The following is a 25,537-nucleotide window of genomic DNA, read 5'->3' as shown; positions in this document are numbered from 1 at the left end:
GGCGAAGGGATTTGAACCCTCGACCCCAACCTTGGCAAGGTTGTGCTCTACCCCTGAGCTACACCCGCTCAAATCCATCGGTCCGGGGTAGTACGCTGAACCGTGGGCCACCGCAATGCGGCGACGGGCGCTATATCGCTCAATCGATTTTGGAATGCAACAGGGAAATGACAAAAACGCGAAAATTTCTTTGAGAAATGCGACAAGCGGCGGAAATGATTGGGAATTTTCGCGCCGTCGCTTTTTCACGCGTTGCCAAGCCGCGGTTGCCCCCTTAATCATGACGGAGAGGATATCGGAATCGGCAAAGGCAGGCGGCAGGATATGGCGGAAAATTCTCCGAAGACGGCAGCGGACTTGTTCGCGTTTCTGGACGGGCTCGGCATCGAGCATAAGACAAAACAGCATGAGCCGGTCTACACCGTTGCTGAATCCCAGTCGTTGCGTGATCTAATCCCGGGCGGCCACACGAAGAACCTTTTTGTGAAGGACAAGAAGGATCAATATTTCGTTCTGACCGTTGAGGAGAACGCGGTCGTCGATCTGAAAAGCGTTCACAAGACGATTGGCGCGGCAAGCCGCGTATCCTTCGGCAGGCCGGAAAAAATGCTTGAATATCTGGGTGTCGTGCCGGGATCTGTCACGGTTTTCGGCGCCATCAACGACACGGGTGGGCAGGTCACCTTCGTACTCGACAGCGATCTTCTGGAAAACGAGCTTATCAACGGTCACCCGCTTTCCAACGACCAGACGACGACGATAGGAAACAAAGACCTCATTCGCTTCCTGGAGGCGACCGGCCACACGCCGCTTGTCTTGAAAGTCAGCGAGTGAGATACGATCTTTGCTTCAACCAAGACAATACGACAGAGATTACGGGAGACCGGCATGAGCGGCACGAACAATCCTTACGGCAGTTCCTACGGCGGGCAGATGTCCGGCAACGCGCAATATAGCGGGGAGCTGAACGGCGCGTCTTCCGGTCACATCAAGGACACCACAACGGCGGCCTTCTCCAAGGATGTTCTCGAGGAATCGCGCCACCAGCCGGTTCTGGTGGATTTCTGGGCACCGTGGTGCGGCCCATGCAAGCAGCTGACGCCGGTTCTCGAAAAGGCAGTAAACGAGGCGAATGGCCGCGTGAAGCTTGTGAAACTGAATATCGACGATCACCCGTCTATTCCAGGACAACTCGGCATCCAGTCCATTCCCGCCATCGTTGCTTTCCTGGATGGCAGGCCGGTGGATGGCTTCATGGGCGCGGTACCGGAAAGCCAGATCAAGCAGTTCATCGACAAGATCGCCGGACCTGATGCGGGTGATCCGAAGGCTGAGATCGAAGCGGTTCTGGCAGAGGCAAAGCAGCTTCTGGCGGATGGCGATCATAATGGCGCGGCACAATTGTTCGGCGCGGTTATGCAGGCCGATCCCGAAAACGCCGCCGCAATCGCTGGTATTGCCGAATGCATGATTGCCGTTGGACAATATGAACGGGCAAGCGAACTCCTCTCGTCCCTGCCGGCGGAAGTGGCCGCAGATGCTGGCATTCAGCTCGTCTCGAAAAAGATCGCGCAATATGAAGAAGCCCGCAAGATTGGCGACCCGGTGGCGCTGGAACGTGATCTCGCGCTCGATCCCGATAATTACGAGGCTCGTGTGAAGCTTGCCAAGGTCCTCAACGCTCAAGGGCGGCGGGATGAGGCAGCGGATCATCTGCTCTATGTCATGCGCAAGGACAGAACCTTTGATGATGACGGCGCGCGCCGCCAGCTTCTGGAGTTTTTCGAGGCCTGGGGCTTCAAGGATCCGGCAAGTGTGGCCGGGCGCCGGAAGCTTTCGTCGATCTTGTTTTCGTAATGCGGGCATATCCCGACCATGGCGGTTGATCCGCCGGCCGGGCAGCGGTGAACAGGGGGCTTGATCCCATGCATGTCGGAAATGCGAGATATGTGAAGAACAATGATTTGCCGGAAACTGTGCCGGTATTTCCATTGTCGGGCGCGTTGCTTTTGCCGGAAGGCCACCTGCCGCTCAATGTCTTCGAGCCTAGATACCTCGCCATGATTGATATGGCACTGGCCGGCCACCGGGTCATCGGCATGGTGCAGCCGGCCCTTCACGTCATTGAGGGGGGGCATGATGGTGGTCCTTTGAGCGCTGTCGGATGTCTTGGTCGCATAACTTCCTTTTCGGAAACCGGGGATGGGCGTTATGTCATTTCGCTCACCGGCATCTGCCGCTTCCGCCTGCTGGAAGAGGTGGATGTGGGCAAGCCCTATCGCAGTTTCCGGCACGCGCCCTTCATCGCCGATCTTTCCGGCGAGTATGATGAGGACGCTGTGGACCGCGAAAATCTGCTGCGGGTGTTCCGCGCGTTTCTGGATGCGAACCAGCTGGAAGCCGATTGGGAAAGCGTGGAGCGCGCAGGCAATCGTGTCCTCGTCAATTCGCTTTCCATGATGTCTCCCTTTGGTCCCGCCGAAAAGCAGGCGCTGCTGGAAGCGCCTGACCTGAGGACGCGGGCCGAAACATTGATCGCCATCACCGAGATCGTTCTTGCCCAGGGCTCGGGCGAGGCCGGTACTGTGCTGCAGTAGGATCGCCGCCATGGACGACAGGATGAGCAATGCCGATCCCAAGCTGCTTGAGCTGCTGGTTTGCCCCTTGACGAAGGGACGTCTTTCCTACGATCGCGCCCGCAACGAGCTGGTGTCCGAAAGCGCAGGGCTCGCCTACCCCATCCGCGACGGGGTGCCGATCATGCTGATTTCCGAAGCGCGCAAATTAGAAGACTAGCGTTAGCCCTGCCTGCCGCTCTCTCCACAGTGTCACGTCGCAAATTGACGATGATGCGTTGACAACCGTGCGTGGATTTGACCAGAGTCCCGCCCGACATGTCTGTTGCGGGGAGAAAACTGATGTCGTTGCGCGCGCTCGTCCGGATCTCGTTGATTGCGGTCTCAACCGCCATTACTTTTATTCCAGCTGTGGCGGCGGAACCTTCCCGCAAGGTGGTTACCACCAAAAATGGCGATTATTTCGGGTTCGATCTCAGAACCGAGCAGAATGTCTCGCTTGAGCAGTGCGGCGAGATTTGCGTCGGCGATACCGCCTGCAAGGCGTTCACCTACAATCCCAAGGTGCAATGGTGTTTCCTTAAATCGGATTTCAATCAGCTCAATGCCTTCCCCGGTGCCGTCGCCGGCAAGATCGTGCAGGTTGTCGCTGAAGCCGATATCGGTGCACCGCAGCGTCTTTCTTTCGTGACTGATAGCCTGCAGCAGGAAGCGCGCCGGCTGAAATCGGGCCTTGCGGCAAGCGCGGAGCAGCAGAGCCAGGGACTGGAGAACCTGCTGCAAACGGCAAGGCAGCAGGCGGCAGCCGACGCGATCGAAACCTACAAGGCGGCTCTTGCGATTTCGCCCGATGACGGTGCTCTCTGGGCCGAATTTTCGCAAAGGGCGGCGCAGGTTGCCGACAATTACGCGATTGCGGGCCAGGCCGCTTCCGCTGCCATCAATGCCTATCAGTTGAGCCGCACGGTCAGTGCCCGCACCGAGGCGTTGAACCGGCTGGCCCAGGCTTTCGAAAAGACCCAGAATTATCGCGCGGCGCTTAATGCCTATAAGGAGAGCCTCACACTTTCCGATAATGCGCAGACGAAGGCGGCCTATGCCGATCTGCGCACGCGCCAGGGATTCCGCGTCATCAACAATACGATTGATACGGATAGTGTCAGCCCGCGCGCATGCGTGCAGTTTTCCGAACCGCTGGTGAAGAACGGTGTCGATTATTCCTCTTTCGTCACATTGGATGGTGCTGCACCCAAGGCGATCGAGGCGAAGGGCAGTGAGATTTGCGTCGAGGGGCTGACCCATGGTCAGCGTTACAAGATTGCGTTCCGCGCCGGCCTGCCGTCCTCGGTGGAAGAACCGCTGGAAAAGCAGGTCGATCTCGATATCTACGTGCGTGACCGTGCAGCGAGCGTCCGCTTCACCGGCGAGAACTTCGTGCTGCCGGGCACGGCGCGGCGCGGCATTCCCATTGTTTCGGTCAATGCCGAAAAGGCCGATCTGAAGCTTTACCGTATTGGCGACCGTAACATCACGTCGGTCTTGGCAAACTCGCAGTTTTTGACGCAGATGGACGGTTACAACGCCGACCGTATTGAAAACGAGCTCGGCGAGCTGGTCTGGCAAGGTTCGATAGACATTCAGCCGGACCTCAACAAGGACGTAGTGACGAGCTTTCCGGTGGACGAAGCCTTGCCGGAGCGGAAGCCCGGCATCTATGTGCTGACCGCCGTACCGCCCGGCACCGCACCGGAGACATGGGATTCGCGCGCCACGCAGTGGTTCCTCGTTTCCGATACGGGCATCACCACCTATGCCGGCACCGATGGCCTGAACGTATTCGTGCGCTCGCTCGGCAGCGCCGCACCGCTTGGCGGGGTGGACTTGCAATTGCTCGCCAAGAACAACGAAGTGCTCGGCACTGCAAAGACGGATGCAGACGGCAGGGCAGTATTTTCGGCAGGCCTGATGCGTGGCACAGCGGCGCAGGCGCCAGCCATCCTCACAGCGCGCAACGGCGACAAGGACTACGTCTTTCTGGACATGACGCGCGCCGGTTTCGATCTTTCCGACCGTGGTGTGACTGGCCGCGCGGCCCCCGGCGCCATCGACGTGTTCAGCTGGACAGAGCGCGGCATCTACCGCGCCGGCGAGACCGTGCACGCGGCAGCGCTGGCCCGTGATGTTGACGGCAAGGCGATCGAGGATCTGCCGCTGACCTTCATCTTCTCGCGTCCTGATGGCGTCGAGGACCGGCGTTTCGTGAGTGACGGCAAGGCGCTCGGCGGCCATGCGGTCGATCTGCCCTTGCAGGCGAATGCCATGCGCGGCACCTGGACGCTGCGCATTCATACCGATCCGAAAACGGCTGCGATCAGCGAAAAGAGCTTTCTGGTCGATGATTTCGTGCCTGATCGCACCGAATTTGATCTCTCCAGCAAGGTGAAACAGATCGAGCCGGGCGCGGAAACGGCAATCGACGTCGATGGCCGTTATCTCTACGGCGCGCCCGCAGCTGGCCTGACGCTGGAAGGTGAGGTCGCCGTCAAGCCGACCCGGACGAGTACCGACTTCGAGGGTTATTTCTTCGGTCTAGCGGATGAGGAAAGCGAAGAGGAAAATCGCACCGCGCTTGCCGATCTTCCGGCGCTGGACGAAGAAGGCAAGGCAAGCTTCAATGTCGATCTGACGGATTTGCCTTCCACCACGCAGCTGCTTTCCACCAACATCACCGTTCGGATGCGCGAGGCCGGTGGCCGCGCCGTCGAACGATCTCTGACGCTGCCGGTGAAGGCGCAAGCACCTGTCATCGGCATCAAACCGCAGTTTTCGGGTGATCTCGCCCAGAATTCCGTTGGCCGTTTCCACATTATCGGCGTGACAGCTGATGGCGCGAAACAGGCGATGAGTGGCCTCAGCTGGAAGCTGATCAAGGTAGAGCGAAACTATCAATGGTATCGTCAGGGTAACTCCTGGCGGTACGAACCGGTGGAATATACCAAACAGACCGAAACCGGCACGGTTTCCGTCGATGCCAATGGCGGTGAGATTTCCGTGCCTGTCACCTGGGGCCGCTACAGGCTGGAAGTGGAAGGTGCCGGCAATGGCGCACCGGTTTCGAGCGTCGAATTTGATGCTGGTTTCTACGTCGAGGCAAGCTCGACAGAGACGCCGGATGCGCTGGAAATCGCGCTGGACAAACAAAACTACAAGATCGGTGATACCGCAAAACTCAAGGTATCGTCGCGTTTTGCCGGTCAGCTGATGGTCACGTCAGGTTCGGAAAAGCTGATTTCCGTGCAGAATGCTGAGATCGGTGAGGATGGCGGCGAGATCGACATTCCCGTTACCGAGGAATGGGGCGCGGGGGCGTATGTGACGGCCACGCTGTTCCGTCCGGGCGATGCGCAGGAAAGCCGCATGCCGATGCGCGCCATAGGCATCAAGTGGCTTGCCGTCGATCCCGTCGAGCGCAAGCTTGCGGTAACGCTAGGCGCGCCGCAGAAGACGCTGCCGCGTCAGCCGCTTGAAATTCCGATCAGTGTCGCCGGCGCGGGCGTGGGCGAAAAGGCCTATGTCATCGTCGCGGCTGTGGATGTCGGCATATTGAACCTCACCCGCTATGAACCGCCGAAGCCGGATGAATGGTATTTCGGTCAGCGACGGCTGGGGCTGGAAATCCGCGACCTCTATGGCCGCCTGATCGACGGCTCGCTTGGCGCCACCGGTCGCCTGAGAACGGGCGGTGATGGCGGGGGCGCAGCACTGCAGGGCAGCCCGCCCACCGAAAAGCTCGTGGCCTTCTTCTCGGGACCTGTCGAACTTGACGCACACGGCAAGGCGACGGTGAGCTTCGATATTCCTCAGTTCAACGGCACGGCCCGCATCATGGCTGTCGCCTGGACGAAGACGGGCGTGGGACATGCGGTCTCCGACGCCGTCATTCGAGATCCCGTGGTGGTGACGGCCAGTGCACCGAAGTTCCTCGCGCCCGGCGATGTCTCGCAATTGCGGCTCGATATCGCCAATACCGATGGCGATGCCGGCGACTACCGGCTGGATGTGACCAGCAACACGGCACTTACGGTCGATCAGGGTGAGATGTCGCAGACCCTGGCACTGCAAAAGGGCGGCAAGTCGTCGCTGACCGTGCCGTTAACAGGCGAACAGCCGGGCAATGGCGCAATCACCATCAAGGTCTCCAATGCCGCCGGTCTTTCGCTGGAGCAGGTATTGAATGTTCCCGTGCGTCCAGCCGTTCTGCCGGTCACGACGCGGCGTGAAATCAAGATCGCGCCCAATAGCAGCCTGACGATCAATGGCGACCTTCTGGCCGATAGCATGCTTCTCGGTTCGTCCGTCGCCGTCAACGTCACACGCTCGCCAGCCTTCGATATTCCGGCGCTGGTGATGATGCTCGACAAATATCCTTACGGCTGCGCCGAGCAGACGACGAGCCGCGCTTTGCCGCTGCTTTATCTCTCGGAAATGACCAAGGATAGCGGCATTGCCGAGGACCCGGATACCCGCCGCCGCGTGCAGGAGGCGATCTACCGGGTGCTGTCCTTCCAGTCGAGTTCCGGCAGTTTCGGCCTCTGGTCTCCCGGTTACGGAGATCTGTGGCTGGATGCCTATATCAGCGACTTCCTGACCCGTGCGCGCGAGCAGGGTTACGATGTTCCCGAACAGGCGATGGTGCAGGCTTTGAGCAACCTGCAAAACGGTCTTTCCTACGATAGCAACGTCAAGGATCGGGGCAACGAGATCGCCTATTCGCTTTACGTTCTGGCGCGCAACCGCAAGGCGGCGATCAACGATCTCAGATATTATGCGGATACGGCGCTTGCCGATTTCCCCACACCGCTTGCCAAGGCGCAGGTTGCCGCAGCCCTTTCGCTTTATGGAGATCAGGCACGCGCGAAGACTGTGTTCGGTGCCTCGCTCGATATGGCGAGCCGTGCCACCAAGGTTAGCTTCGCAAGGGCGGATTACGGTTCCGCCCTGCGTGATGGCGCAGCGACGCTGGCGCTTGCGGCGGAAAGCCGTCCGGTTCCTGCCGTCGTGCCGCAACTTGCAGGTGCCGTGGCGAAGGAATGGGAAAAGAAACCCTATACCAGCACCCAAGAACAGGCATGGATGCTGCTTGCCGCCCGCGCCGTCAAAGGTGAGGACAAGGATATCCGTCTTGATGTGAACGGCGATTTGCAGACCGGCGGTTTCGGCAAGCGGATGAGCGGCGACGAATTGCTGGCGGCACCCTTGAAGATCGCCAACGCGTCGGCTGATCCGGTCACGGCGGTGGTCACCACGGTCGCGCCCCCGGCACAACCGCTTGCCGCCGGTGGCGAGGGCTTCACCATTACCCGTACCTATTATTCCATGGATGGCGAGGAGGTGAACGCGAGCGAGGTGGTGCAGAACGAGCGTTACGTGGCGGTGCTGAATGTCACGCCTAAAAATGACTGGCAAGCACGCATTCTCGTGACTGACCTTCTGCCTTCCGGTTTCGAGATCGACAATCCGAGCCTCGTCAATTCTGCCGCCCTTTCGAATTTCGACTGGTTGCCGGAAACCGAAGCTGCGCATACCGAATTCCGCTACGACCGGTTCGTGGCGGCCTTCGATCGCACGGCTGGCGACAGTTCGGAAATCACGCTGGCCTATGTGGTCCGGGCCGTCACCCCGGGCACTTATGATCATCCGGCGGCCTCGGTCGAGGATATGTACCGGCCGCAATTTTCCGCCCGCACGGCAACGGGCCGCATGGAGGTGCGTTCGGCAACCCCATGAGGCGAAAAAAGGCGATCATCGTCGGCATCGTGTCGGCCGCTCTGCTTGCAGGCGGTGCGGCCTTCGGTCTCGATGCGCTGGACAAAGCCTATCCACCACCACTGGAGGCTGCGCAGCAGCGGTCCTTCGAGGTGCTGGATAGAGACGGGCGGTTGCTGCGCGCATTTGCGACACCTGATGGCCGCTGGAGGCTGAAAACCAGCGCTGCAGAAGTCGATCCGCAGTTCCTGCGCATGCTGATCGCTTACGAGGACCAGCGTTTTTACGACCATCACGGCATTGACCCGTGGGCGCTGCTGCGCTCCGCCTGGCAATTGGCAAGCAACGGCCGGATCGTCTCCGGCGCCTCGACGCTTTCCATGCAGGTGGCGCGGCTGATCGAACCGCGCACCGACCGGTCGTTTTCGGCGAAGTTTCTGCAGGGATTGCGCGCGCTCCAGATCGAAAGACGGCTCGACAAGGTGGAAATCCTCGATCTTTATCTGAATATCGCGCCTTATGGCGGCAATCTTGAGGGTGTTCGTGCCGCAAGCCTCGCCTGGTTTGGCAAGGAGCCCGCCCGGCTCGACACGGCGGAGGCGGCTCTTCTGGTTGCGCTGCCGCAATTGCCGGAGAAACGCCGACCGGACCGCTTTCCGGATGCGGCAAGGCAGGCGCGGGAGAGGGTTTTGCAGCGCCTTGCCGTGGAACGCGTGGTGGGTGAAGGCGAAGCAGAGCGGGCGACCCTTGCAGCCGTTCCCGCCAACCGGCGTGATCTGCCGGCCTATGCACCGCATATGGCGGCTGCCGCACGCGTGAAGTTTGCCAATGCCACCGAGGCGCACTCGACGCTCAGATTGCCGATCCAGCGGGAACTGGAAGCCGTTGCCCGCCATGCAGCGGAAAAGCTGACAGAAAAGGTCTCCGTCGCCATCGTCATGGCCGACGCGCAGACCGGTGATATTGTGGCTGAAGTTGGTTCCGCTGATTATCTCGATACTGCAAGGCGCGGTTTCGTGGAGATGAGCCGCGCCGTGCGCTCGCCGGGCTCCACTCTCAAGCCATTCATCTATGGCCTTGCCTTTGAAAATGGTCTCATCGGGCAGGAAACCATCATCGAGGATCGCCCGGCGGATTTTTCCGGTTACCGCCCGCGTAATTTCGATATGCATTATCAGGGTGATGTCAGCATCAGGCAGGCACTGCAACTGTCGCTCAATGTGCCCGCCGTAAAGCTTCTGGATGCTGTCAGCCCATCTGCGCTGATGGTGCGTTTTCGCCGCGTGGGCGTGAAGCTCGTGCTTCCCACCACCGAGGCGCCGGGCCTTGCCATTGCGCTAGGAGGTGCTGGTATTTCGCTGGTTGATCTGGTGCAGCTTTATGCGGGCCTTGCCGGCGGCGGCGACCCTGTGCGGCTGGGGGACGGTGTGCGCTCCGCGCCGCAACGGCTTGCCGGAGATCGGCTGTTTGCCGACGCTGCGATCTGGAACGTCTCCGACATCCTGTCCGGTGTGCTGCCGCCACTCGGCATGAAGCAGCGCGGCATCGCCTACAAGACCGGCACCAGCTACGGTTACCGTGATGCCTGGTCGGTAGGTTATGACGGGCGGCATGTCATCGGCGTCTGGGTCGGTCGTGCCGATAACGGCGCCGTCCCGGGCATTGCCGGTTATGCGACGGCAGCCCCGATCCTCTTCGAGGCTTTCGAGAAATCCGGCGTGGCGATCACGCCAATGCCTGCTGCACCTTCTGGCGTCGCGCGGGTGGCCGTGAGCGACCTTCCCGCCAACCAGCGGCGTTTCACATTGACCGCAAGCGGCCTGCTTTCGGCCTCAAGGCGCGAAAGCGCGCCGCGCATCGTCTATCCACCGGAAGGGGCTAGGGTGGAGCTCTCCAACCAGTCAGGCATTTCGCCGCTAGTGCTGAAGCTGCAAGGCGGCCGCGCGCCCTTCCGCTGGCTCGCCAACGGCAGGCCTCTCCCGGATGCTTCGCTCCGTCGCAACAGCGAATGGCGACCGGAAGGGCAGGGGTTTTCAACGCTGACCGTGATCGACGCCGATGGCCGCGCTTCGAGCGTGCGCGTTTTCATCGAGTGAATTTTTGACGGCTTGCGCACCACGCGGCTGAACGCCGCGTCGCAGGCAGCTTCCTGCCCGCGTCATAGAAGTTCATTTGCAGAGACCTGACGCAACGTGGAAGGAGGAACGGCGATCACGCAACGTCGAGTGAATGACGATCGATACGCTCCTGAAGTGCGGCCACAACCGCATGCAGGAATTCTCGGCATCGAGGGTCGACGGTCTTCGCCAGTGTCATTTCCAGCCGGCTGCGGATCTTGTCCATGAACCCAACATGATCGAAGCTGTCGGCGGCGATATTTACCTCGACCTCTTCCATATAGTGCAACAGGTGCGGTTCCAGTGCGAGATTTGGGTCCATCCGGTATCGGGTGGCCATCTGCTCTGCAAGCGTTCCCATCTGTACGTATGGGCCATATTCGTTGATCATTCTGTCTCCTTCATCGGGTGTGAGCATCTTAGATAGGTGCTGTTTGTGGATGCACGAGATGTGTTTGCGATCAAACGCGCAAAAGACCGGAGCTAATTGGTAAAACGAACGTGACCAATCGATGCGGTCGCCGTTCGAAAATACCGGTGTGCACGCTGACCGAAACGGGACAGCTATTATGTTTGTCTAGGACTAGAGCCGCATGGCGAGCAGTGAAGCGGGTCACGACATTCCGCTCTTTTCTATATTATTGTTTTAAACTGAATTTACAGGAAAATGGTGTCCACGAGAGGATTCGAACCTCCGACCCCAGGATTCATACCACTTCGGCTTTAGCCGCCGCCCATCTCCATTGGATAGGACGTTCGTGGTCTGGACTGTCCCTTCACCATGAGCCTTTCGGCTTTTAGGTGCTGCCCATCCAGTCTCTACACCTTCACCGGATTTCTCCAGAGCTTGGCTCGGGATTGGCATGCTGGAAGACCAGCGAAGCTTTCCCCGACTTTGAGCAGATCGATTGCGTCGTTTCCGGGCGCAACCCCCAATTTGTCTTAGGAATCCTGTGCTCTATCCTGCTGAGCTACGTGGACACTGAATTGCTCTTTAACCTGCCGTAGCCGGCGGATCAACCGCGTTCTTTATCGCGGTCGATCTGTTCCTCTGCTTTCTTTGCGTCCCGGCAGTCAGTTCGTCAGGCGTTGCTCGGCAAGTTTCACCCAATAGGAAATGCCGTAGGCGATGGCGTCGTCGTTGAAATCGTATCCAGGGTTGTGAAGGCCGGCCGAATCGCCGTTGCCGATGAAGATGAAGGCACCCGGTCTTTCCTTCAACATGAAGGAAAAATCCTCGCCCGCCATGGAAGGGTCGACATCGGGGTCGACGTTCTTTTCACCAGCCACATCGCGGGCGACGCGGATGGCGTGGTCGGTCTCGTCCGCATGGTTGAAGGTCACCGGGCAATAACGCTCATAGACGACTTCGGCTTCCGCTCCATTTGCAAGCGCTATGCCTTCCGCCATCTGCTTGATGCGATCCTGCGCGAGATCACGCACCGTCTCGTCCAGACTACGCACCGTGCCGGCAATCAACGCGTCGTTGGGAATGATGTTGTGGCTGGAGCCGGCGTGAAAGCGGGTGACGGACACGACCACGGATCGGATCGGATCTGCATTGCGCGAGGCGATCATCTGCAGATTGCCGACGATCTGTGCACCGATGGTGATCGGGTCGATCGTGCGGTGCGGCTGGGCCGCATGGCCGCCACGACCTTTGACAGTGATCGAGAACTTGTCCGGTGCCGCCATGATACCGCCCTTGCGGATGGCGAACGAGCCGAGCGGAATACCCGGCATATTGTGCATGCCGTAGACCTCATCGATGCCGAACCGCTCCATCAGGCCGTCCTCGACCATGGCGAGCGCACCCGCGCCGCCTTCTTCGGCGGGCTGGAAGATGACCGCGATGGACCCGGTGAAATTGCGGGTTTCCGCGAGATATTTGGCGGCGCCAAGCAGCATGGCGGTGTGGCCGTCGTGGCCGCAGGCATGCATGGCGCCTGCGGTTTTGGAAGCCCAGGGTTTGCCGGTTTCCTCAAGGATGGGAAGAGCATCCATATCCGCCCTAAAGCCGATGGTGCGATTGCCCGGAATATTGCCTCTGATGATGCCGACCACGCCCGTGCGGCCAAGACCGGTCACGATTTCGTCAACGCCGAAAGATTTCAGCTTGTCCGCAACGAAAGCTGCGGTGTTGTCGACATCATACAAAATCTCGGGATTTTCATGCAGGTGACGCCGCCATTCGCTGACTTCCTGCTGAAGTTCGGCGGCTCTGTTCAAAATCGGCATTCGTTCATTCCTGGGTTCATCGGTGCGGCATGGCGTAAAAGCCTATCCTCCGCGGTGGATAGTGCGCCGCATAATTGACGTAATCAATGTACTTTGCCATTGCTAGGACATATATGGTGAATATTGCCATTCCCTGACTGAAGACGGGAATTCGAGGATAAGCCTTGCCACAGAATCTTAAATCGCCAAACGCCGCCCGACGGCTCTCCGCAGCCATTGCCATCATGACCGCCGGCCTTGTTGCCGCTGCACCCGTGGCGAATGCCAATCCGAAAATGGTGGTCGATGTCAAAACCGGCAAGGTGATTTCCCACCAGGAAGCGTTCCGCAAGTGGTATCCGGCCTCGCTGACCAAGCTGATGACCGCCTATATCGCCTTTTCGCAGATGAAGGCCGGCAAGCTCAGCCCGCAGACGGAAGTGGTGATGAGCAAGAAGGCGGCCGACCAGCCGGCCTCGAAAATGTATTTCAAGCCCGGCCAGAAGCTGACGATGGACAGCGCGCTGAAGCTGCTGCTTATCAAATCCGCCAATGATATCGCTGTGGCGATTGCCGAAACCATCGGCGGCACCAGCGATAATTTCGTGGCGCAGATGAATGCGCAGGCGCAGCGGCTTGGCATGAGCTCCACCCGTTACATCAACGCCAACGGCCTGCCCGGCAAGGGCCAATATACGACGGCGCGTGACCTTGCGCTTCTGGCGTTGATCATCAAGCGGGAATTCCCGGAATATGCCCATTATTTCTCGCTGGAAGGTGTCACCACCGGCAAGAAGGACTACGCCAACTTCAATATGCTCGTTGGCCGCTTTGATGGCGCAGATGGCATGAAGACCGGCTTCATCTGCGCATCCGGTTTCAACCAGGTGTCCTCTGCCGTGCGCAACGGCCGTTCGGTCATAACTGTGGTGCTGGGGGCAGATAGCCTTGCCGGGCGAACCGACCAGTCCGCTGATCTGCTGCAGATGGGACTGACGGCGCCCTCGGGCCAAGGCGTTTCACTCGCCTCGCTGGCACCCTATGGCGATACCGCCGAGGTAAACGACGTCAGTGCCGAAATCTGCAATCCGAAGGCGGCCAAGGTGCGCAGCGAAAGCCGCGACGAGACCGGCCGCATGGTCATCCATTCGCCCTACGTTACGGAAATGACCCGTCCGCCGGAATATTCTTTCGCGGGTCTCATTCCCGGCAGTGAGACGGTGGCGGTCAACACCGCCAAGGGTGCGAGCGCCAAGGGACAAGTGGCCAACGTTCCGATTCCGATCCCGCGTCCGACATTCTGATTTCGCCTAACCGCACTCTTTATGGATGAGGGCGCGCGCGAAGCCTGAACGCTGCGCGGAATCTGTATTCGCAGCTTCGGTTTGTTATGATATTACAGTGTCGCTCGTGGCCTTCAGGCCCCGGGCGATTTTTTGTGATTATTGCGCGGTTCCGGATCTAATATCGGCCAACGATCTGCCGGAGCGGCCATCAACATACAGGCAAGACATGTCACGCGATCGCATACCGGTTTCAATCATCACCGGATTTCTCGGCGCCGGAAAATCGACGCTGCTCAACCGGCTTCTCAAAGACCCCGATATGAGCGACGCCGCGATCATCATCAATGAATTCGGCGATGTCAGCATCGACCATATGCTGGTTGAAAGTGCAGGCGAGGGCATCATCGAACTGGCGGAAGGCTGCCTTTGCTGCACCGTTCGCGGCGAGCTGGTGGATACTCTGGCGGAACTGATGGACGGCATCCAGACCGGCAAGCTGAAGCCGGTGAAGCGTGTCGTGATCGAAACCACTGGTCTTGCTGATCCCGCTCCCGTCATGCAGTCTGTCATGGGCAACCCGGTGATTGCGCAGAATTTCGTTCTGAACGGCATCATTACGGTTGTGGATGCCGTGAACGGCCTGTCCACACTCGATAATCACGAGGAAGCGGTGAAGCAGGCGGCGGTGGCCGACCGGCTGGTGATGACGAAGCGCGCGCTTGCCGATGCTTCCACAATTTCCACGCTGACGGCCCGCCTTCAGGCGCTAAACCCGCGCGCGACGATCGAGGATGGTGATCGGGCGGATTGGAGTGCTGCCGCACTGCTGGATCACGGTCTTTACGATCCCGGCAGTAAAAATGCCGATGTCGGCCGCTGGCTGGGGGAAGAGGCGGAACACGATCACCACGACCACGACCACGACCACGACCACGATCACCACGACCACGACCACGATCATGACCACCACCATCATGGCGACCACGATGGCCACCATCACCACCACGATGTGAACCGGCACGACGCGTCGATCCGTTCCTTCTCGATCATTCACGACCAGCCGATAGCCCCGATGGCGATCGACATGTTCGTGGACTTGCTGCGTTCGGCGCATGGGGAAAAGTTGTTGCGGATGAAGGCCGTCGTCAAGCTGACGGACAATCCAGACCGACCCCTTGTGCTGCACGGGGTACAGAACATTTTCCACACACCCGAGCGCCTCGCGGCATGGCCGGACCCGTCTGACCAGCGCACGCGCATGGTGCTGATTACCAAGGATTTGCCGGAGGCGTTCGTGCAGGACCTGTTTGCTGCGTTCACCGGCACGCCGCGCATCGACCGTCCGGACAGGCAGGCGATGACGGACAATCCGCTGGCGGTTTCGGGGTTGAGGTTTTAGGTCGCAAAACGGTGGTTGAAACCCGCGGGCGGGGCACCCCTTTACCCTGTCGAGTATCTCACCCTCAATGGGGAGATCGAGTGGAGTATTCTCGGCAGCGAGGGTAATTACGCTCCCTTCACGATCCTGAATCGGTGTCCTTTGGTCAACGTCGTAGTTTCAACCAGGCTATGCCCATCCTGGTTGCACATATGGGCAATATCGATAACCGCCAGCGGGTCGGTCGTCTCTACAACAAGAACATCGCCCGCCTGCAGGCCAGCGAGTTTTTTACGGCTTCTTAAAACCGGAAGGGGGCATTTAAGCCCCCTCAAGTCGAAAACTATGTCAGCCGTGTCGGTCATTCCTTGGCCCAGAACTTCCAGAACGGCTTCTTTTCCGGCGCTTCCGCTGGCGGTGCTGCGGAAAAAGCGAGCGGGTTCATGGCCGGCACAGGGACCTGGGCGGCAGTTCCGTTCTGACCAGGCCCCGAAGCCGCAGGCGTAGCAGTGGCAACCATTGTCGGGGCCGTCGGGGCAGGGTTCGATTGCGGAGCTGCGGGCTGGGTTGCCGAAGGATGCGGCGTCCGCAGAGAAGACGCGGTTGCGGTGGTCGCCGGCGAAGACGAGGTCACCTGCTGCGCCTTCTTCTCCATCAGCGCGGCATATTCCGTTTCCTTCATCAGCTTGCCCGCTTTCAGCGCCGAGCCGGTCGGAGCATAAGCGGGTTCGCGGCCCTTGCGCTTTTCGGCAACCAGCGCCTTGCGCTCCGCCTCGCTCGGGTCGTACCAGGCCATGCCGTCATATTTCTTCATCGCCTTTTCATAGGCGAGATCATAGGTCTTTTCGTAGCTAGAAAGTGCGCTCACCAGTGCTGGCGGCGTGCTCATGGCCGGGCATTGCGCAGATGCGTTGAACGTGCCGCCTTCGGTCTGCTGGTTGAAGACATATTTCTTCTCGCAGACATTCACTTCCGGCGGGCGTTTCGTGACTTCGAAATTGTCGTAACCGACCTTCAGCATCTTCCAGAAATCGAGATGTTCGCTCTGGCGGTGGCGGGCCATGTTTTCCGCGGTCATACGGAAGGGAAAGGCCTGCAGCTGAACGGTCTTCTGGCCACCCTTGAAGGCGTCGCGGGCGAAACCGTAGATTTCAAGAATCTGCGCGTCCGTCATCGAATAGCAGCCGGAGGACGAGCAGGCGCCATGGATCATCAGATTGGTGCCGTTGCGGCCGTTGGCGGCATCGTAGCGGTTCGGAAAGCCGGTGTTGATGGCAAGGTAATATTTAGAGTTGGGATTGAGGTGCGCGGGCGTCAGGTTGTAGAAACCTTCCGGCGCCTGCCGGTCGCCCTCTTTCACCTTGGGGCCGAGTTTGCCGGACCAGGCGCAAATCTGGTATTCGGCAATCTTGTCGAAGCGGTTGTCGCGCTTGGCCTTCCAGATTTCCAACGCGCCTTCTTCCTTGAAGATGCGGATCATGATCGGCGAGGTGCGATCCATGTTCTTCTTGTCGATCTCGGCAAGAATGGACGGAGAAAGCGGGTAATCAACCTTGTTTTTAACGTGGGAGACGTCGCGTTCGACGGTTTCGAGCGTATCGTTGCAGCCGCTGAGAATGAGCGCGGTGCAGGCAAGAAGTGCAAAATGTGTCAAACGCATGATCTGATCCGAAAGACGATGGCACGGGCGACGGAGTTCTACACCGTCCCGCGTGTATTTTAAATACGGTATTAACCGTTTACATCTTCTTAACTCAAATCGGACCCGCCCCTGCGGCCGCCGATACATCTGTTGATGTGACCGGACTATGGCCGAGTTGGGGCGAGATTCAAGGAAAATAAGGCTGGAGCTAGATTGTTTTGGCTTCTTTTTGATCCACCAAAAAATCTAACTGCCTCTTTTTGCGCATTTCCGCACGTAAACCGCTGCGCACTTTTACTGGAAACGCTCTAAAGGTTTCTGCCGATATCCAGGAATTTCTGGCGGCGTTCGGCGCGCAGCTGCGTGCCCGAGCGCTGCGAAAGATCGGCGAGCGCCTTGGCGATAACGTCGCCGGTGGCACCAATCACGGCCGCCGGATCACGATGCGCGCCGCCCATCGGCTCGGGAATGATGCCGTCGATGACGCCAAGCGACTTCAGATCTTCCGAGGTGATTTTCATGTTGGTCGCGGCTTCCTTGGCACGGGTCGAATCGCGCCAGAGAATGGAAGCGGCACCTTCCGGCGAAATCACCGAATAGATCGCATGTTCGAGCATGTAGACGCGGTTGCCCGTGGCGATCGCGATTGCGCCGCCCGAGCCGCCTTCGCCGATGACGACGGAGACGATCGGCACCTTGACGTTGAGGCACATTTCCGTCGAGCGGGCGATGGCTTCTGCCTGACCGCGCTCTTCTGCGCCGACACCGGGATAGGCACCAGCGGTATCGATAAGGGTCACGACCGGCAGCGAGAAGCGGTCAGCCAGTTCCAGCACGCGGATCGCCTTGCGGTAACCTTCCGGACGCGGGCTGCCGAAATTGTGCTTCAGGCGGCTTTTGGTGTCATTGCCCTTTTCCTGGCCGATAATGGCGACGGGCTGGCCATTAAAGCGGGCAAGGCCCGCCTGGATGGCAGCGTCTTCGGAAAATTTGCGGTCGCCTGCAAGTGGCGTGAAATCCGTGAACAGCGCCTTGGCGTAATCGACGAAATGCGGGCGCTGCGGATGGCGCGCGACCTGCGTTTTCTGCCACGCGTTCAGCTTGGAATAGATATCCTGCATCGCGTCATTGACGCGTGATTCCAGGCGATTGATCTCCTCCGAGGTGTCTATGCTCTCGTCTTCATCGGCAAGCTTCTTCAGCTCGATGATCTTGCCTTCAAGGTCCGAGATAGGTTTTTCGAAGTCGAGATAATTGTGCATGAGATCCGTTTCCGATCGTTTTGCGCAAGGTTTGAGCCGGATTATCCGGCGGTTCCGGTCGCTCTAATCAAGGTTTTTGCCCTGTTTGGCAAGGGGGTGATGTGTTTGTACCAGCTCTTGCAGGCGTTCTTCCAGCACATGTGTATAGATTTGTGTCGTGGAAATGTCGGAATGGCCGAGCAATTCCTGCACGGCGCGCAGGTCGGCGCCGTTCTGCAGAAGGTGGCTGGCAAAGGCGTGGCGCAGGACATGCGGTGACACCGCCGAGGGATTGAGGCCCGCGCGAATGGCAATGTCCTTCAGGTCGCGGGCGAAAACCTGTCGCGGCAGATGCCCTTCCTTGCTGTTTGAAGGAAACAGCCACGGACTTTCCGGACTGTCAGCCTTTTTGGGGGACGCGGGCGTCCTGCTTTTCTCAGGTACGAGCGACTTCCTGGCCGCGTCGTATTTTTCCATCGCCTCGATGGCCGCGCGAGACAGCAACACCATGCGGTCCTTGTTGCCCTTGCCGCGGATCATCAGGAAGCGTCCCTCCTGGCGCAAAACCTTGACCGGCAGCGAAACGAGTTCGCTGACGCGCATGCCGGTCGCGTAGAGAAGTTCGAGCAGGAGATGCATGCGGATGCGGGCAAGCTGGCCGGGGCCGGTTAAGGCGGCCTCTTCAGCAGCGATGCCAAGAAGTTTTGTCACGTCCGCGACGCTCATCGTCTTGGGCAAGGTGAGGCCCTTCTTGGGTGCATCGATGGTACCGGTCGGGTCGTCGCCGCGAAGTCCTTCAGAATAGAGGAACCGGTAGAATTGCCGCATGGAAGACAGGCGTCTTGCCTGCGACGTGGCTGCAAAGCCCTGAGTGGAAAGATGGGTCAGATAGGCCGACAGGTCTGCCGTGGCGGCTTCCATCAAGGACTGGCCTCGGCCACCGAGAAATTCACGCAGATCGGAAAGGTCGCGTTCGTAAGAAGAGAGCGTATTGGCGGCGGCACCCCGTTCGGCGCTCATCATTTCCAGAAAACTTTCGAGCCGCGCGCCGTCCCGCCCGCTCATCTCTTTGCTACTCATGGGGTGCGCCTTGCCGGCTCCGCCGACGGCGGGTTCAGCCGCTCGGAAGGAATGCGCACCGTCACCTCGCGATCATTGGGCTTGACGAACATGACCAGCAGCACCATGCCGCCATAGATCAGCCCCGCGATGGTTGCCAGTATCATCGTGAAGCGGAAGAGGGTTGGCATGGCGGCTCCGTGAGGGTGGCTGTCTGAAGGTATATGCGGTGCAGCGAAAGCGGCGACAAGATCAAAAAGCGGTAGTCCGCCGCTGCCGCATGCGGCGATGAATGTGATTCAACGCAATTCAGTCAGCAATTTGGCTTGACGCTTCGTAAACATTTGCAGATATCCATGCCAAACGGGCTTTCAATTTTATGAATGAAAAGAATTTATCTGTCCCGGTCACACTCGGGGAGCAAGCGCGGGCCAAGCTCGCCGGGCGCAACGTCGTCTTTGTCGGACTGATGGGGGCTGGAAAGTCCGCGATCGGTCGCATGGTCGCCCAGCAGCTCAAGGTCTCCTTCATCGACACGGATGTCGAAATCGAGCGTGTTTCCCGCATGACGATAGCCGAACTTTTCGCCACCTATGGCGAGGAGGAGTTCCGGGCGCTGGAAACGCGGGTCGTCAAGCGGCTGCTGCGCGGTGGCCCCAAGGTCATTTCTACCGGCGGCGGCGCTTTCATCAACGACAATACCCGCCGGCACATCACGCGCGGCAGTGTGTCGCTGTGGCTGAAGGCCGATATCGAGGTTTTGTGGGAAAGGGTCAACAAGCGTGATCATCGCCCGCTTCTCAAGACCGAAAACCCCAAGGCCACGCTGGCGGCCCTGATGGAGAAACGGTATCCGATCTATGCGGAAGCGGATCTGACCATCGAATCCCGCGATGTCCGCAAGGAGATCATCGTGACCGAAGTGCTGGCCGCCATCGCCGGCCTTGAACAGAAAGACTGAGCATCATGACGCCTTCCGAAATCCACACCGACGAACGTCTTGTCCATGTGCCGCTCGGTGAGCGCGCTTACGACATTCTGATCGGACCGGGCCTGATCGGCAGGGCGGGCGGCGAGATTTCGTCGCGGCTGAAGGGCAGGCGTGCCGCTATCATCACTGACGAGCATGTTGCACCGCTTTACCTCGAAGGCCTGATGGACGGCCTGCAGACGGATGGCATCGAAGCCGTTTCGCTGACCTTGCCCGCAGGCGAGAAGACCAAGAGCTTCGAACATCTGGTCACTGTTTGCGATGCCGTTCTCTCCGCACGGGTGGAGCGCAACGATGCGGTGATTGCACTTGGCGGCGGTGTTATCGGCGATCTCGCCGGTTTTGCGGCGGGCATCGTGCGTCGCGGCGTGCGTTTCGTGCAGATACCGACCTCGCTTCTGTCGCAGGTGGATTCCTCCGTCGGCGGCAAGACGGGCATCAATACCCGCCAAGGCAAGAACCTTGTCGGCGTTTTCCATCAGCCCGATCTGGTGCTGGCCGATACGGCGGTGCTCGATACGCTGAGCGAGCGCGAATTCCGCGCCGGTTACGCCGAGGTGGTGAAATACGGCTTGATCGACAAGCCGGACTTCTTCTTCTGGCTGGAAAAGAACTGGGATGAAATCCGCACCGGCGGTCCCGCCCGCATCCAGGCGATTGCCACAAGCTGCCAGGCGAAGGCCGATGTGGTGGTGGCCGACGAGAAGGAAAACGGCGTACGCGCCCTTCTGAACCTCGGCCACACATTCGGCCACGCGCTGGAGGCAGCAACGAATTATGACAGCAAGCGGCTGGTGCACGGCGAAGGTGTCGCCATCGGCATGGTGCTGGCGCACCAGTTTTCCGCCCGCCTCAACCTTGCAAGCCCTGATGATGCCGCGCGCGTCGAAGCGCACCTCAAGGCGGTTGGTCTGCCAGTGTCAATGAAGGATATTCCAGGTGAACTGCCGCCGGTCGAGATGCTGATGGCGGCAATTGCGCAGGACAAGAAGGTCAAGGGCGGCAAGCTCACCTTCATCCTAACTCACGGCATCGGCCAGTCCTTCGTGGCCGACGATGTCGCGACGTCCGAGGTGCAGTCTTTCCTGTCGGAAAAGCATCCCGGCTGAGGCTTAAGGCGCGCGTTGCCTAGAACCGCGTCGGCTCCCCCGGCGCCGCCGCCTCGATGGCGAGGGCATGCAGCCCGGCGTCGAGTTCCGGTTTCAAAAGTGCATTGATCGCCCGGTGGCGCTCAATGCGTGACTTGCCTGCGAAGCTTTCAGACACTATCTGAACACGCATATGCGTCTCGCCGGTGCCGGTTATGTCCGGCTGATGGCCGGCATGCATCTGGCTTTCATCGATCACCACCAGGCGTTGCGGCGAAAAGCTCTGCCGAAGCTTTGTTTCTATGCGTTCTCGCAGGGACATGCGATGGGCTCCAATCCTGTTGGCTGGTCTTTAAAAGGGGCTACCTAAAAGCCTGCAACATTCCGCTTTGTCAATTCTTGTTGTGCGCCTTTTCGCACCCCATAATCAGGGCATCATGAAACTGGATTCGAAATATTTCGACCGCATCCGTACACGCAGAAAAAGGGATAGGGAACCTGAGGTTCAGGCCCCGACCTGCCAGTGGGACGGATGCGACAAGCCGGGCGCTCACCGTGCACCTGTCGGCCGCAATGCCGAGGGGCAATTCTTCCTGTTCTGTTTCGAGCATGTGAAGGAATACAATAAGGGCTATAATTATTTCTCCGGCCTGTCTGACACCGAGATCGCCCGTTACCAGAAGGAAGCGATCACCGGCCATCGTCCCACCTGGACGGTTGGCGTGAACAAGACTGCGCGCGACAGCCCGCTGCACTCCACGCTGCGTTCCGGCGCGGCGGGCGCGGCCAATGCCCGCATCCGCGATCCTTTTGGCTTCACGAATGGTTTTGCAAACGGGGCAAAGGCCGGCGGCCAGCGCCTGCAGCAGGACCGCAAGTTGAAGACGCTGGAGGCGAAAGCCTTCGATACGCTCGGCCTTTCTGCGGGTGCAAAGCAGGAAGAGATAAAAAGGCGCTATAAGGAGCTTGTCAAAAAGCACCATCCTGATGCTAATGGTGGCGATCGCGGCTCGGAAGAACGTTTTCGGGCTGTTGTTCAAGCATATCAATTGTTAAAGCAGTCAGGTTTCTGCTAAGCCAACGTTCGTGTTTACCGCCTGATTGATGATGTGGCCGGGTGGCCGCCGCCCGCCTTGGAGACGTGATGAGCAAAATCGACCTTGATATTTCCAACCTGCCCGACACGACGGTGTCCGTGCGGGAGGTTTTCGGCATTGATACGGATCTGCGGGTTCCCGCCTATTCGCAGGGCGACGCCTATGTGCCCGACCTTGATCCCGACTATCTTTTCGACCGCGATACGACGCTCGCTATTCTTGCCGGTTTTGCTCACAACCGACGCGTCATGGTTTCCGGCTTTCACGGCACGGGAAAGTCCACCCATATTGAGCAGGTAGCTGCCCGCCTGAACTGGCCCTGCGTGCGCGTCAATCTTGACAGCCACGTCAGCCGTATCGACCTCGTCGGCAAGGACGCCATCGTTCTTAAAGACGGCAAGCAGGTCACCGAATTCAAGGACGGCATTTTGCCCTGGGCCTACCAGCACAATGTCGCGCTGGTCTTCGACGAATACGATGCCGGTCGCCCGGACGTGATGTTCGTCATCCAGCGCGTGCTGGAATCCTCGGGCCGCCTGACGCTGCTCGACCAGAGCCGCGTTATCCGTCCTCACCCCGCCTTCCGCATTTTTGCGACCGCCAACACGGTCGGCCTCGGCGACACGACGGGCCTTTACCACGGCACGCAGCAGATCAACCAGGCGCAGATGGACCGCTGGTCCATCGTCACCACGCTGAACTACCTGCCGCATGAGCAGGAAGTGAACATCATTGCCGCCAAGGTAAAGAGCCTCAACAACCCGAAGGGTCGCGAAACCGTCTCCAAGATGGTGCGTGTGGCCGATCTTACCCGTTCGGCCTTCGTCAACGGCGACCTTTCCACGGTCATGAGCCCGCGTACCGTCATTACCTGGGCGGAAAATGCGGAAATCTTTGGCGATCTCGCCTTTGCGTTCCGCGTGACCTTCCTCAACAAGTGCGACGAACTGGAGCGCACGCTGGTTGCCGAACAATATCAGCGGGCTTTCGGCGTCGAGCTGAAGGAAAGTGCTGCGAACATCGTTCTCAGCGCCTGATCTTCCCCGGCTTGTCCGGAGAACATCACCGATGACTTGAAGACGCCGGCGGGCCGCGCATCCTTGGATGGGCGGCTCCGAAGCGTCGACAACTGACAGGAAAGACAATGGCAGCGCGCGGCGACAATTCCAGAGCAAAACCGGGTACGGCGGTCGATACCGAACCGTTGCGTCAGGCGATTGCCGGATGTGTGCGATCGGTTGCCGGCGATGCAGAGGTTGAGGTCGTTTTCGCCAATGAGCGGCCTGGCCTTGCCGGAGAGCGCATGCGCCTGCCGGAAATTTCCAAGAAACCCACCGCGCAGGAAATCGCCGTCACCCGTGGCCTTGGCGATTCCATGGCGCTTCGCCTTGCCTGCCATGACGCTGACACCCATGCGGTGATGTCGCCGCAGGGTGCCGAGGCGCGGTTGATCTTTGACGCTGTTGAGCAGGCGCGGGTGGAATCCATCGGTGCACTGCGCATGCCGGGCATGGCCTCCAACATTCAGGCCATGAACACGGAAAAATATGCCAAGGCGAATTTTTCGGGCATCAACACGAAGGACGATGCACCGCTTGCCGAAGCCGTCGCCCTTTTGGTGCGCGAGAAGCTGACCGGCGAAAAGCCACCGGCCAGTGCCGGCAAGGTTCTCGACCTGTGGCGCGACTTCATCGAGGACAAGGCCGCCGGCGACCTGAGCGACCTTTCCAAGGTGATTGGCGACCAGAAGGCTTTTTCGCGGCTGGTGCGCAAGATGCTGACCTCCATGCAGATGGCGGAGGAATTCGGCGACGACGATAACGAGCCGGAAAGCCAGGAGGCAGAATCCGACGAGGAGCAGCCGCGCACTAACGAGACCGAAGAAGAACAGGTCGAGGAAGAAGCCGGTTCCGATGCGACGCCCGCTGATGAAAGCGAGGCCTCGCAGGAGGAGATGGAAGAAGGCGAGATGGACGGCGCCGAGATGTCGGACGAGGAAATGTCCGACGATCTCGATGAGGATTCCGAGACGCCCGGCGAGACCCGCCGCCCCAACAGCCCCTTCGACGATTTCAACGAGAAGGTCGACTACCGCATCTTCACGCAGGAATTCGACGAGGAAATCCACGCCGAGGAACTGTGCGACGAGGCGGAGCTTGACCGCTTGCGCGCGTTTCTCGACAAACAGCTCGCCCATCTTCAGGGCGCCGTCGGACGTCTGGCGAACCGGCTGCAACGCCGCCTGATGGCGCAGCAGAACCGTTCGTGGGATTTCGATCTGGAAGAGGGCTATCTCGATCCGGCTCGCCTCGTACGGCTTATCATCGATCCCATGCAGCCGCTCTCCTTCAAGAAGGAGCGCGACACCAAGTTCCGCGACACGGTGGTTTCGCTCGTCATCGACAATTCGGGTTCGATGCGTGGCCGCCCGATCACGGTTGCGGCCACCTGCGCCGATATTCTTGCGCGTACGCTGGAACGGTCGGGTGTGAAGGTGGAGATTCTCGGCTTCACCACCAAGGCGTGGAAGGGCGGTCAGTCGCGCGAGCAATGGCTGGCCAGCGGCAAACCCGGCTCGCCGGGTCGGCTTAATGATTTGCGCCATATCATCTACAAGTCGGCGGATGCACCCTGGCGGCGTGCACGGCGCAATCTTGGCCTGATGATGCGTGAAGGCCTGCTGAAGGAAAACATTGACGGCGAAGCGCTGATGTGGGCGCATAACCGCCTGATCGGCCGCCCCGAGCAGCGCAAGATCATGATGATGATTTCGGACGGTGCGCCGGTGGACGATTCGACGCTGTCGGTCAATGCGGGCAATTATCTGGAGCGGCACCTGCGCGCCGTTATCGAACAGATCGAGACACGTTCGCCGGTGGAGCTTCTGGCGATCGGTATCGGCCATGATGTGACGCGTTATTACCGTCGCGCCGTGACGATCGTGGATGCGGACGAACTGGCTGGCGCGATGACCGAACAGCTTGCTGCTCTCTTCGAGGATACCAATACCGTCAGCTCGTCCCGCAAGGTTCGCCGTGCGGGATAAGCGGGGCCGGGCTTTTCCTTCCTGTAAATCGCT

Annotated in this window: 21 protein-coding genes; 13 read left to right on the top strand and 8 right to left on the bottom strand. The window is 59.5% G+C overall.

Annotation, left to right across the window (positions count from 1 at the left end; genetic code table 11):
• The first annotated feature begins 324 nt into the window (after window positions 1-324).
• From T18_RS11180 to pbpC, 6 genes are all read left to right on the top strand, one after another.
• Window positions 325-834, top strand: a complete 510-nt coding sequence (locus tag T18_RS11180; protein WP_013761810.1) for a prolyl-tRNA synthetase associated domain-containing protein — start codon at window positions 325-327, stop codon at window positions 832-834.
• A 54-nt stretch (window positions 835-888) separates the two neighbouring features.
• Entirely contained in the window at window positions 889-1,857 is a 969-nt protein-coding gene (trxA, locus tag T18_RS11175; protein WP_013761809.1) for a thioredoxin, read from the top strand.
• 68 nt (window positions 1,858-1,925) lie between these two features.
• Window positions 1,926-2,597 carry an LON peptidase substrate-binding domain-containing protein gene (locus T18_RS11170; protein WP_003511372.1) on the top strand — a complete coding sequence of 224 codons (672 nt, stop codon included), beginning with the start codon at window positions 1,926-1,928 and terminating at the stop codon, window positions 2,595-2,597.
• Window positions 2,598-2,607: 10 nt separating this feature from the next.
• Window positions 2,608-2,796 (top strand): Trm112 family protein, encoded by a 189-nt coding sequence (locus T18_RS11165; protein ID WP_003511371.1) that lies wholly within the window; start codon window positions 2,608-2,610, stop codon window positions 2,794-2,796.
• Window positions 2,797-2,918: 122 nt separating this feature from the next.
• Window positions 2,919-8,363 carry an alpha-2-macroglobulin family protein gene (locus T18_RS11160; protein ID WP_038494215.1) on the top strand — a complete coding sequence of 1,815 codons (5,445 nt, stop codon included), beginning with the start codon at window positions 2,919-2,921 and terminating at the stop codon, window positions 8,361-8,363.
• Window positions 8,360-10,438: a penicillin-binding protein 1C gene (gene pbpC / locus T18_RS11155; RefSeq protein WP_038494212.1), complete on the top strand. Its 2,079-nt coding sequence runs from the start codon at window positions 8,360-8,362 to the stop codon at window positions 10,436-10,438. Before T18_RS11160 ends, pbpC begins: the two co-directional genes overlap by 4 nt.
• Window positions 10,439-10,553: 115 nt before the next feature.
• Here the strand turns inward: pbpC and T18_RS11150 are convergent, their stop codons facing one another.
• Together T18_RS11150 and T18_RS11145 are read right to left on the bottom strand one after the other, a co-directional pair.
• A complete protein-coding gene (locus tag T18_RS11150) occupies window positions 10,554-10,850 on the bottom strand; it encodes a hypothetical protein (protein ID WP_003511367.1) in 297 nt (98 codons plus the stop codon).
• A gap of 683 nt (window positions 10,851-11,533) precedes the next feature.
• Window positions 11,534-12,697: a M20 aminoacylase family protein gene (locus T18_RS11145; RefSeq protein WP_019564885.1), complete on the bottom strand. Its 1,164-nt coding sequence runs from the start codon at window positions 12,695-12,697 to the stop codon at window positions 11,534-11,536.
• 224 nt (window positions 12,698-12,921) lie between these two features.
• Between T18_RS11145 and T18_RS11140 the strand changes: the two genes are divergently transcribed.
• Window positions 12,922-13,980: a D-alanyl-D-alanine carboxypeptidase family protein gene (locus T18_RS11140; RefSeq protein ID WP_046205618.1), complete on the top strand. Its 1,059-nt coding sequence runs from the start codon at window positions 12,922-12,924 to the stop codon at window positions 13,978-13,980.
• 208 nt (window positions 13,981-14,188) lie between these two features.
• Window positions 14,189-15,361 (top strand): CobW family GTP-binding protein, encoded by a 1,173-nt coding sequence (locus T18_RS11135; RefSeq protein WP_038494207.1) that lies wholly within the window; start codon window positions 14,189-14,191, stop codon window positions 15,359-15,361.
• 107 nt (window positions 15,362-15,468) lie between these two features.
• Here T18_RS11135 and T18_RS11130 read toward each other — a convergent pair whose 3' ends face one another.
• The 5 genes from T18_RS11130 to T18_RS11110 all read right to left on the bottom strand — a co-directional run bounded on the left by T18_RS11130 (window position 15,469) and on the right by T18_RS11110 (window position 19,473).
• Complete coding sequence (locus T18_RS11130; RefSeq protein WP_003511363.1) at window positions 15,469-15,705, bottom strand: sulfurtransferase TusA family protein; 237 nt, start codon at window positions 15,703-15,705, stop codon at window positions 15,469-15,471.
• Window positions 15,702-17,000: a L,D-transpeptidase family protein gene (locus T18_RS11125; RefSeq protein ID WP_003511361.1), complete on the bottom strand. Its 1,299-nt coding sequence runs from the start codon at window positions 16,998-17,000 to the stop codon at window positions 15,702-15,704. The genes T18_RS11130 and T18_RS11125 overlap by 4 nt, the downstream gene beginning before the upstream one ends.
• A gap of 290 nt (window positions 17,001-17,290) precedes the next feature.
• The gene (locus T18_RS11120; protein WP_003511360.1) at window positions 17,291-18,244 is read right to left on the bottom strand and encodes an acetyl-CoA carboxylase carboxyltransferase subunit alpha; all 954 of its coding nucleotides are present in this window, start codon (window positions 18,242-18,244) and stop codon (window positions 17,291-17,293) included.
• A 63-nt stretch (window positions 18,245-18,307) separates the two neighbouring features.
• Window positions 18,308-19,288 carry a site-specific tyrosine recombinase XerD gene (gene xerD / locus T18_RS11115; RefSeq protein ID WP_003511359.1) on the bottom strand — a complete coding sequence of 327 codons (981 nt, stop codon included), beginning with the start codon at window positions 19,286-19,288 and terminating at the stop codon, window positions 18,308-18,310.
• An 11-nt stretch (window positions 19,289-19,299) separates the two neighbouring features.
• Entirely contained in the window at window positions 19,300-19,473 is a 174-nt protein-coding gene (locus tag T18_RS11110; protein WP_003511358.1) for a hypothetical protein, read from the bottom strand.
• Window positions 19,474-19,661: 188 nt separating this feature from the next.
• Between T18_RS11110 and T18_RS11105 the strand changes: the two genes are divergently transcribed.
• Together T18_RS11105 and aroB are read left to right on the top strand one after the other, a co-directional pair.
• Complete coding sequence (locus T18_RS11105) at window positions 19,662-20,243, top strand: shikimate kinase (protein ID WP_003511357.1); 582 nt, start codon at window positions 19,662-19,664, stop codon at window positions 20,241-20,243.
• Between the two features lie 5 nt (window positions 20,244-20,248).
• Window positions 20,249-21,382 carry a 3-dehydroquinate synthase gene (aroB, locus tag T18_RS11100; protein WP_003511355.1) on the top strand — a complete coding sequence of 378 codons (1,134 nt, stop codon included), beginning with the start codon at window positions 20,249-20,251 and terminating at the stop codon, window positions 21,380-21,382.
• Between the two features lie 19 nt (window positions 21,383-21,401).
• Here aroB and T18_RS11095 read toward each other — a convergent pair whose 3' ends face one another.
• The gene (locus T18_RS11095) at window positions 21,402-21,683 is read right to left on the bottom strand and encodes a BolA family protein (RefSeq protein ID WP_003511354.1); all 282 of its coding nucleotides are present in this window, start codon (window positions 21,681-21,683) and stop codon (window positions 21,402-21,404) included.
• A gap of 115 nt (window positions 21,684-21,798) precedes the next feature.
• Here T18_RS11095 and T18_RS11090 point away from each other — a divergent pair, with 115 nt between their 5' ends.
• The 3 genes from T18_RS11090 to cobT all read left to right on the top strand — a co-directional run bounded on the left by T18_RS11090 (window position 21,799) and on the right by cobT (window position 25,504).
• Complete coding sequence (locus tag T18_RS11090) at window positions 21,799-22,437, top strand: J domain-containing protein (protein ID WP_013761799.1); 639 nt, start codon at window positions 21,799-21,801, stop codon at window positions 22,435-22,437.
• A 68-nt stretch (window positions 22,438-22,505) separates the two neighbouring features.
• Complete coding sequence (gene cobS, locus T18_RS11085; RefSeq protein ID WP_003511352.1) at window positions 22,506-23,495, top strand: cobaltochelatase subunit CobS; 990 nt, start codon at window positions 22,506-22,508, stop codon at window positions 23,493-23,495.
• Window positions 23,496-23,602: 107 nt separating this feature from the next.
• On the top strand, window positions 23,603-25,504 hold the full coding sequence (gene cobT / locus T18_RS11080) for a cobaltochelatase subunit CobT (RefSeq protein WP_038494204.1): 1,902 nt from the start codon (window positions 23,603-23,605) through the stop codon (window positions 25,502-25,504).
• Window positions 25,505-25,537 lie beyond the last annotated feature (33 nt).

The organism is Rhizobium sp. TBD182 (assembly GCF_001950375.1).
In the GTDB taxonomy this organism is placed as follows: Bacteria; Pseudomonadota; Alphaproteobacteria; order Rhizobiales; family Rhizobiaceae; genus Agrobacterium; species Agrobacterium tumefaciens.
Note: the sequence above shows the minus strand (reverse complement) of the source record. Positions and strands in the feature narration are given on the sequence as shown.

Coding starts and splice junctions, on each gene's coding strand:
- T18_RS11105 (WP_003511357.1), top strand. CDS start 19,662: ATGAATGAAAAGAATTTATCTGTCCCGGTCACACTCGGGGAGCAAGCG.
- T18_RS11150 (WP_003511367.1), bottom strand. CDS start 10,850: ATGATCAACGAATATGGCCCATACGTACAGATGGGAACGCTTGCAGAG.
- T18_RS11090 (WP_013761799.1), top strand. CDS start 21,799: ATGAAACTGGATTCGAAATATTTCGACCGCATCCGTACACGCAGAAAA.
- T18_RS11140 (WP_046205618.1), top strand. CDS start 12,922: ATGACCGCCGGCCTTGTTGCCGCTGCACCCGTGGCGAATGCCAATCCG.
- T18_RS11180 (WP_013761810.1), top strand. CDS start 325: ATGGCGGAAAATTCTCCGAAGACGGCAGCGGACTTGTTCGCGTTTCTG.
- trxA (WP_013761809.1), top strand. CDS start 889: ATGAGCGGCACGAACAATCCTTACGGCAGTTCCTACGGCGGGCAGATG.
- pbpC (WP_038494212.1), top strand. CDS start 8,360: ATGAGGCGAAAAAAGGCGATCATCGTCGGCATCGTGTCGGCCGCTCTG.
- T18_RS11170 (WP_003511372.1), top strand. CDS start 1,926: ATGCATGTCGGAAATGCGAGATATGTGAAGAACAATGATTTGCCGGAA.
- T18_RS11095 (WP_003511354.1), bottom strand. CDS start 21,683: ATGTCCCTGCGAGAACGCATAGAAACAAAGCTTCGGCAGAGCTTTTCG.
- T18_RS11130 (WP_003511363.1), bottom strand. CDS start 15,705: ATGACCGACACGGCTGACATAGTTTTCGACTTGAGGGGGCTTAAATGC.
- xerD (WP_003511359.1), bottom strand. CDS start 19,288: ATGAGCGGGCGGGACGGCGCGCGGCTCGAAAGTTTTCTGGAAATGATG.
- cobT (WP_038494204.1), top strand. CDS start 23,603: ATGGCAGCGCGCGGCGACAATTCCAGAGCAAAACCGGGTACGGCGGTC.
- T18_RS11120 (WP_003511360.1), bottom strand. CDS start 18,244: ATGCACAATTATCTCGACTTCGAAAAACCTATCTCGGACCTTGAAGGC.
- T18_RS11145 (WP_019564885.1), bottom strand. CDS start 12,697: ATGCCGATTTTGAACAGAGCCGCCGAACTTCAGCAGGAAGTCAGCGAA.
- T18_RS11165 (WP_003511371.1), top strand. CDS start 2,608: ATGGACGACAGGATGAGCAATGCCGATCCCAAGCTGCTTGAGCTGCTG.
- T18_RS11160 (WP_038494215.1), top strand. CDS start 2,919: ATGTCGTTGCGCGCGCTCGTCCGGATCTCGTTGATTGCGGTCTCAACC.
- T18_RS11135 (WP_038494207.1), top strand. CDS start 14,189: ATGTCACGCGATCGCATACCGGTTTCAATCATCACCGGATTTCTCGGC.
- aroB (WP_003511355.1), top strand. CDS start 20,249: ATGACGCCTTCCGAAATCCACACCGACGAACGTCTTGTCCATGTGCCG.
- cobS (WP_003511352.1), top strand. CDS start 22,506: ATGAGCAAAATCGACCTTGATATTTCCAACCTGCCCGACACGACGGTG.
- T18_RS11110 (WP_003511358.1), bottom strand. CDS start 19,473: ATGCCAACCCTCTTCCGCTTCACGATGATACTGGCAACCATCGCGGGG.
- T18_RS11125 (WP_003511361.1), bottom strand. CDS start 17,000: ATGCGTTTGACACATTTTGCACTTCTTGCCTGCACCGCGCTCATTCTC.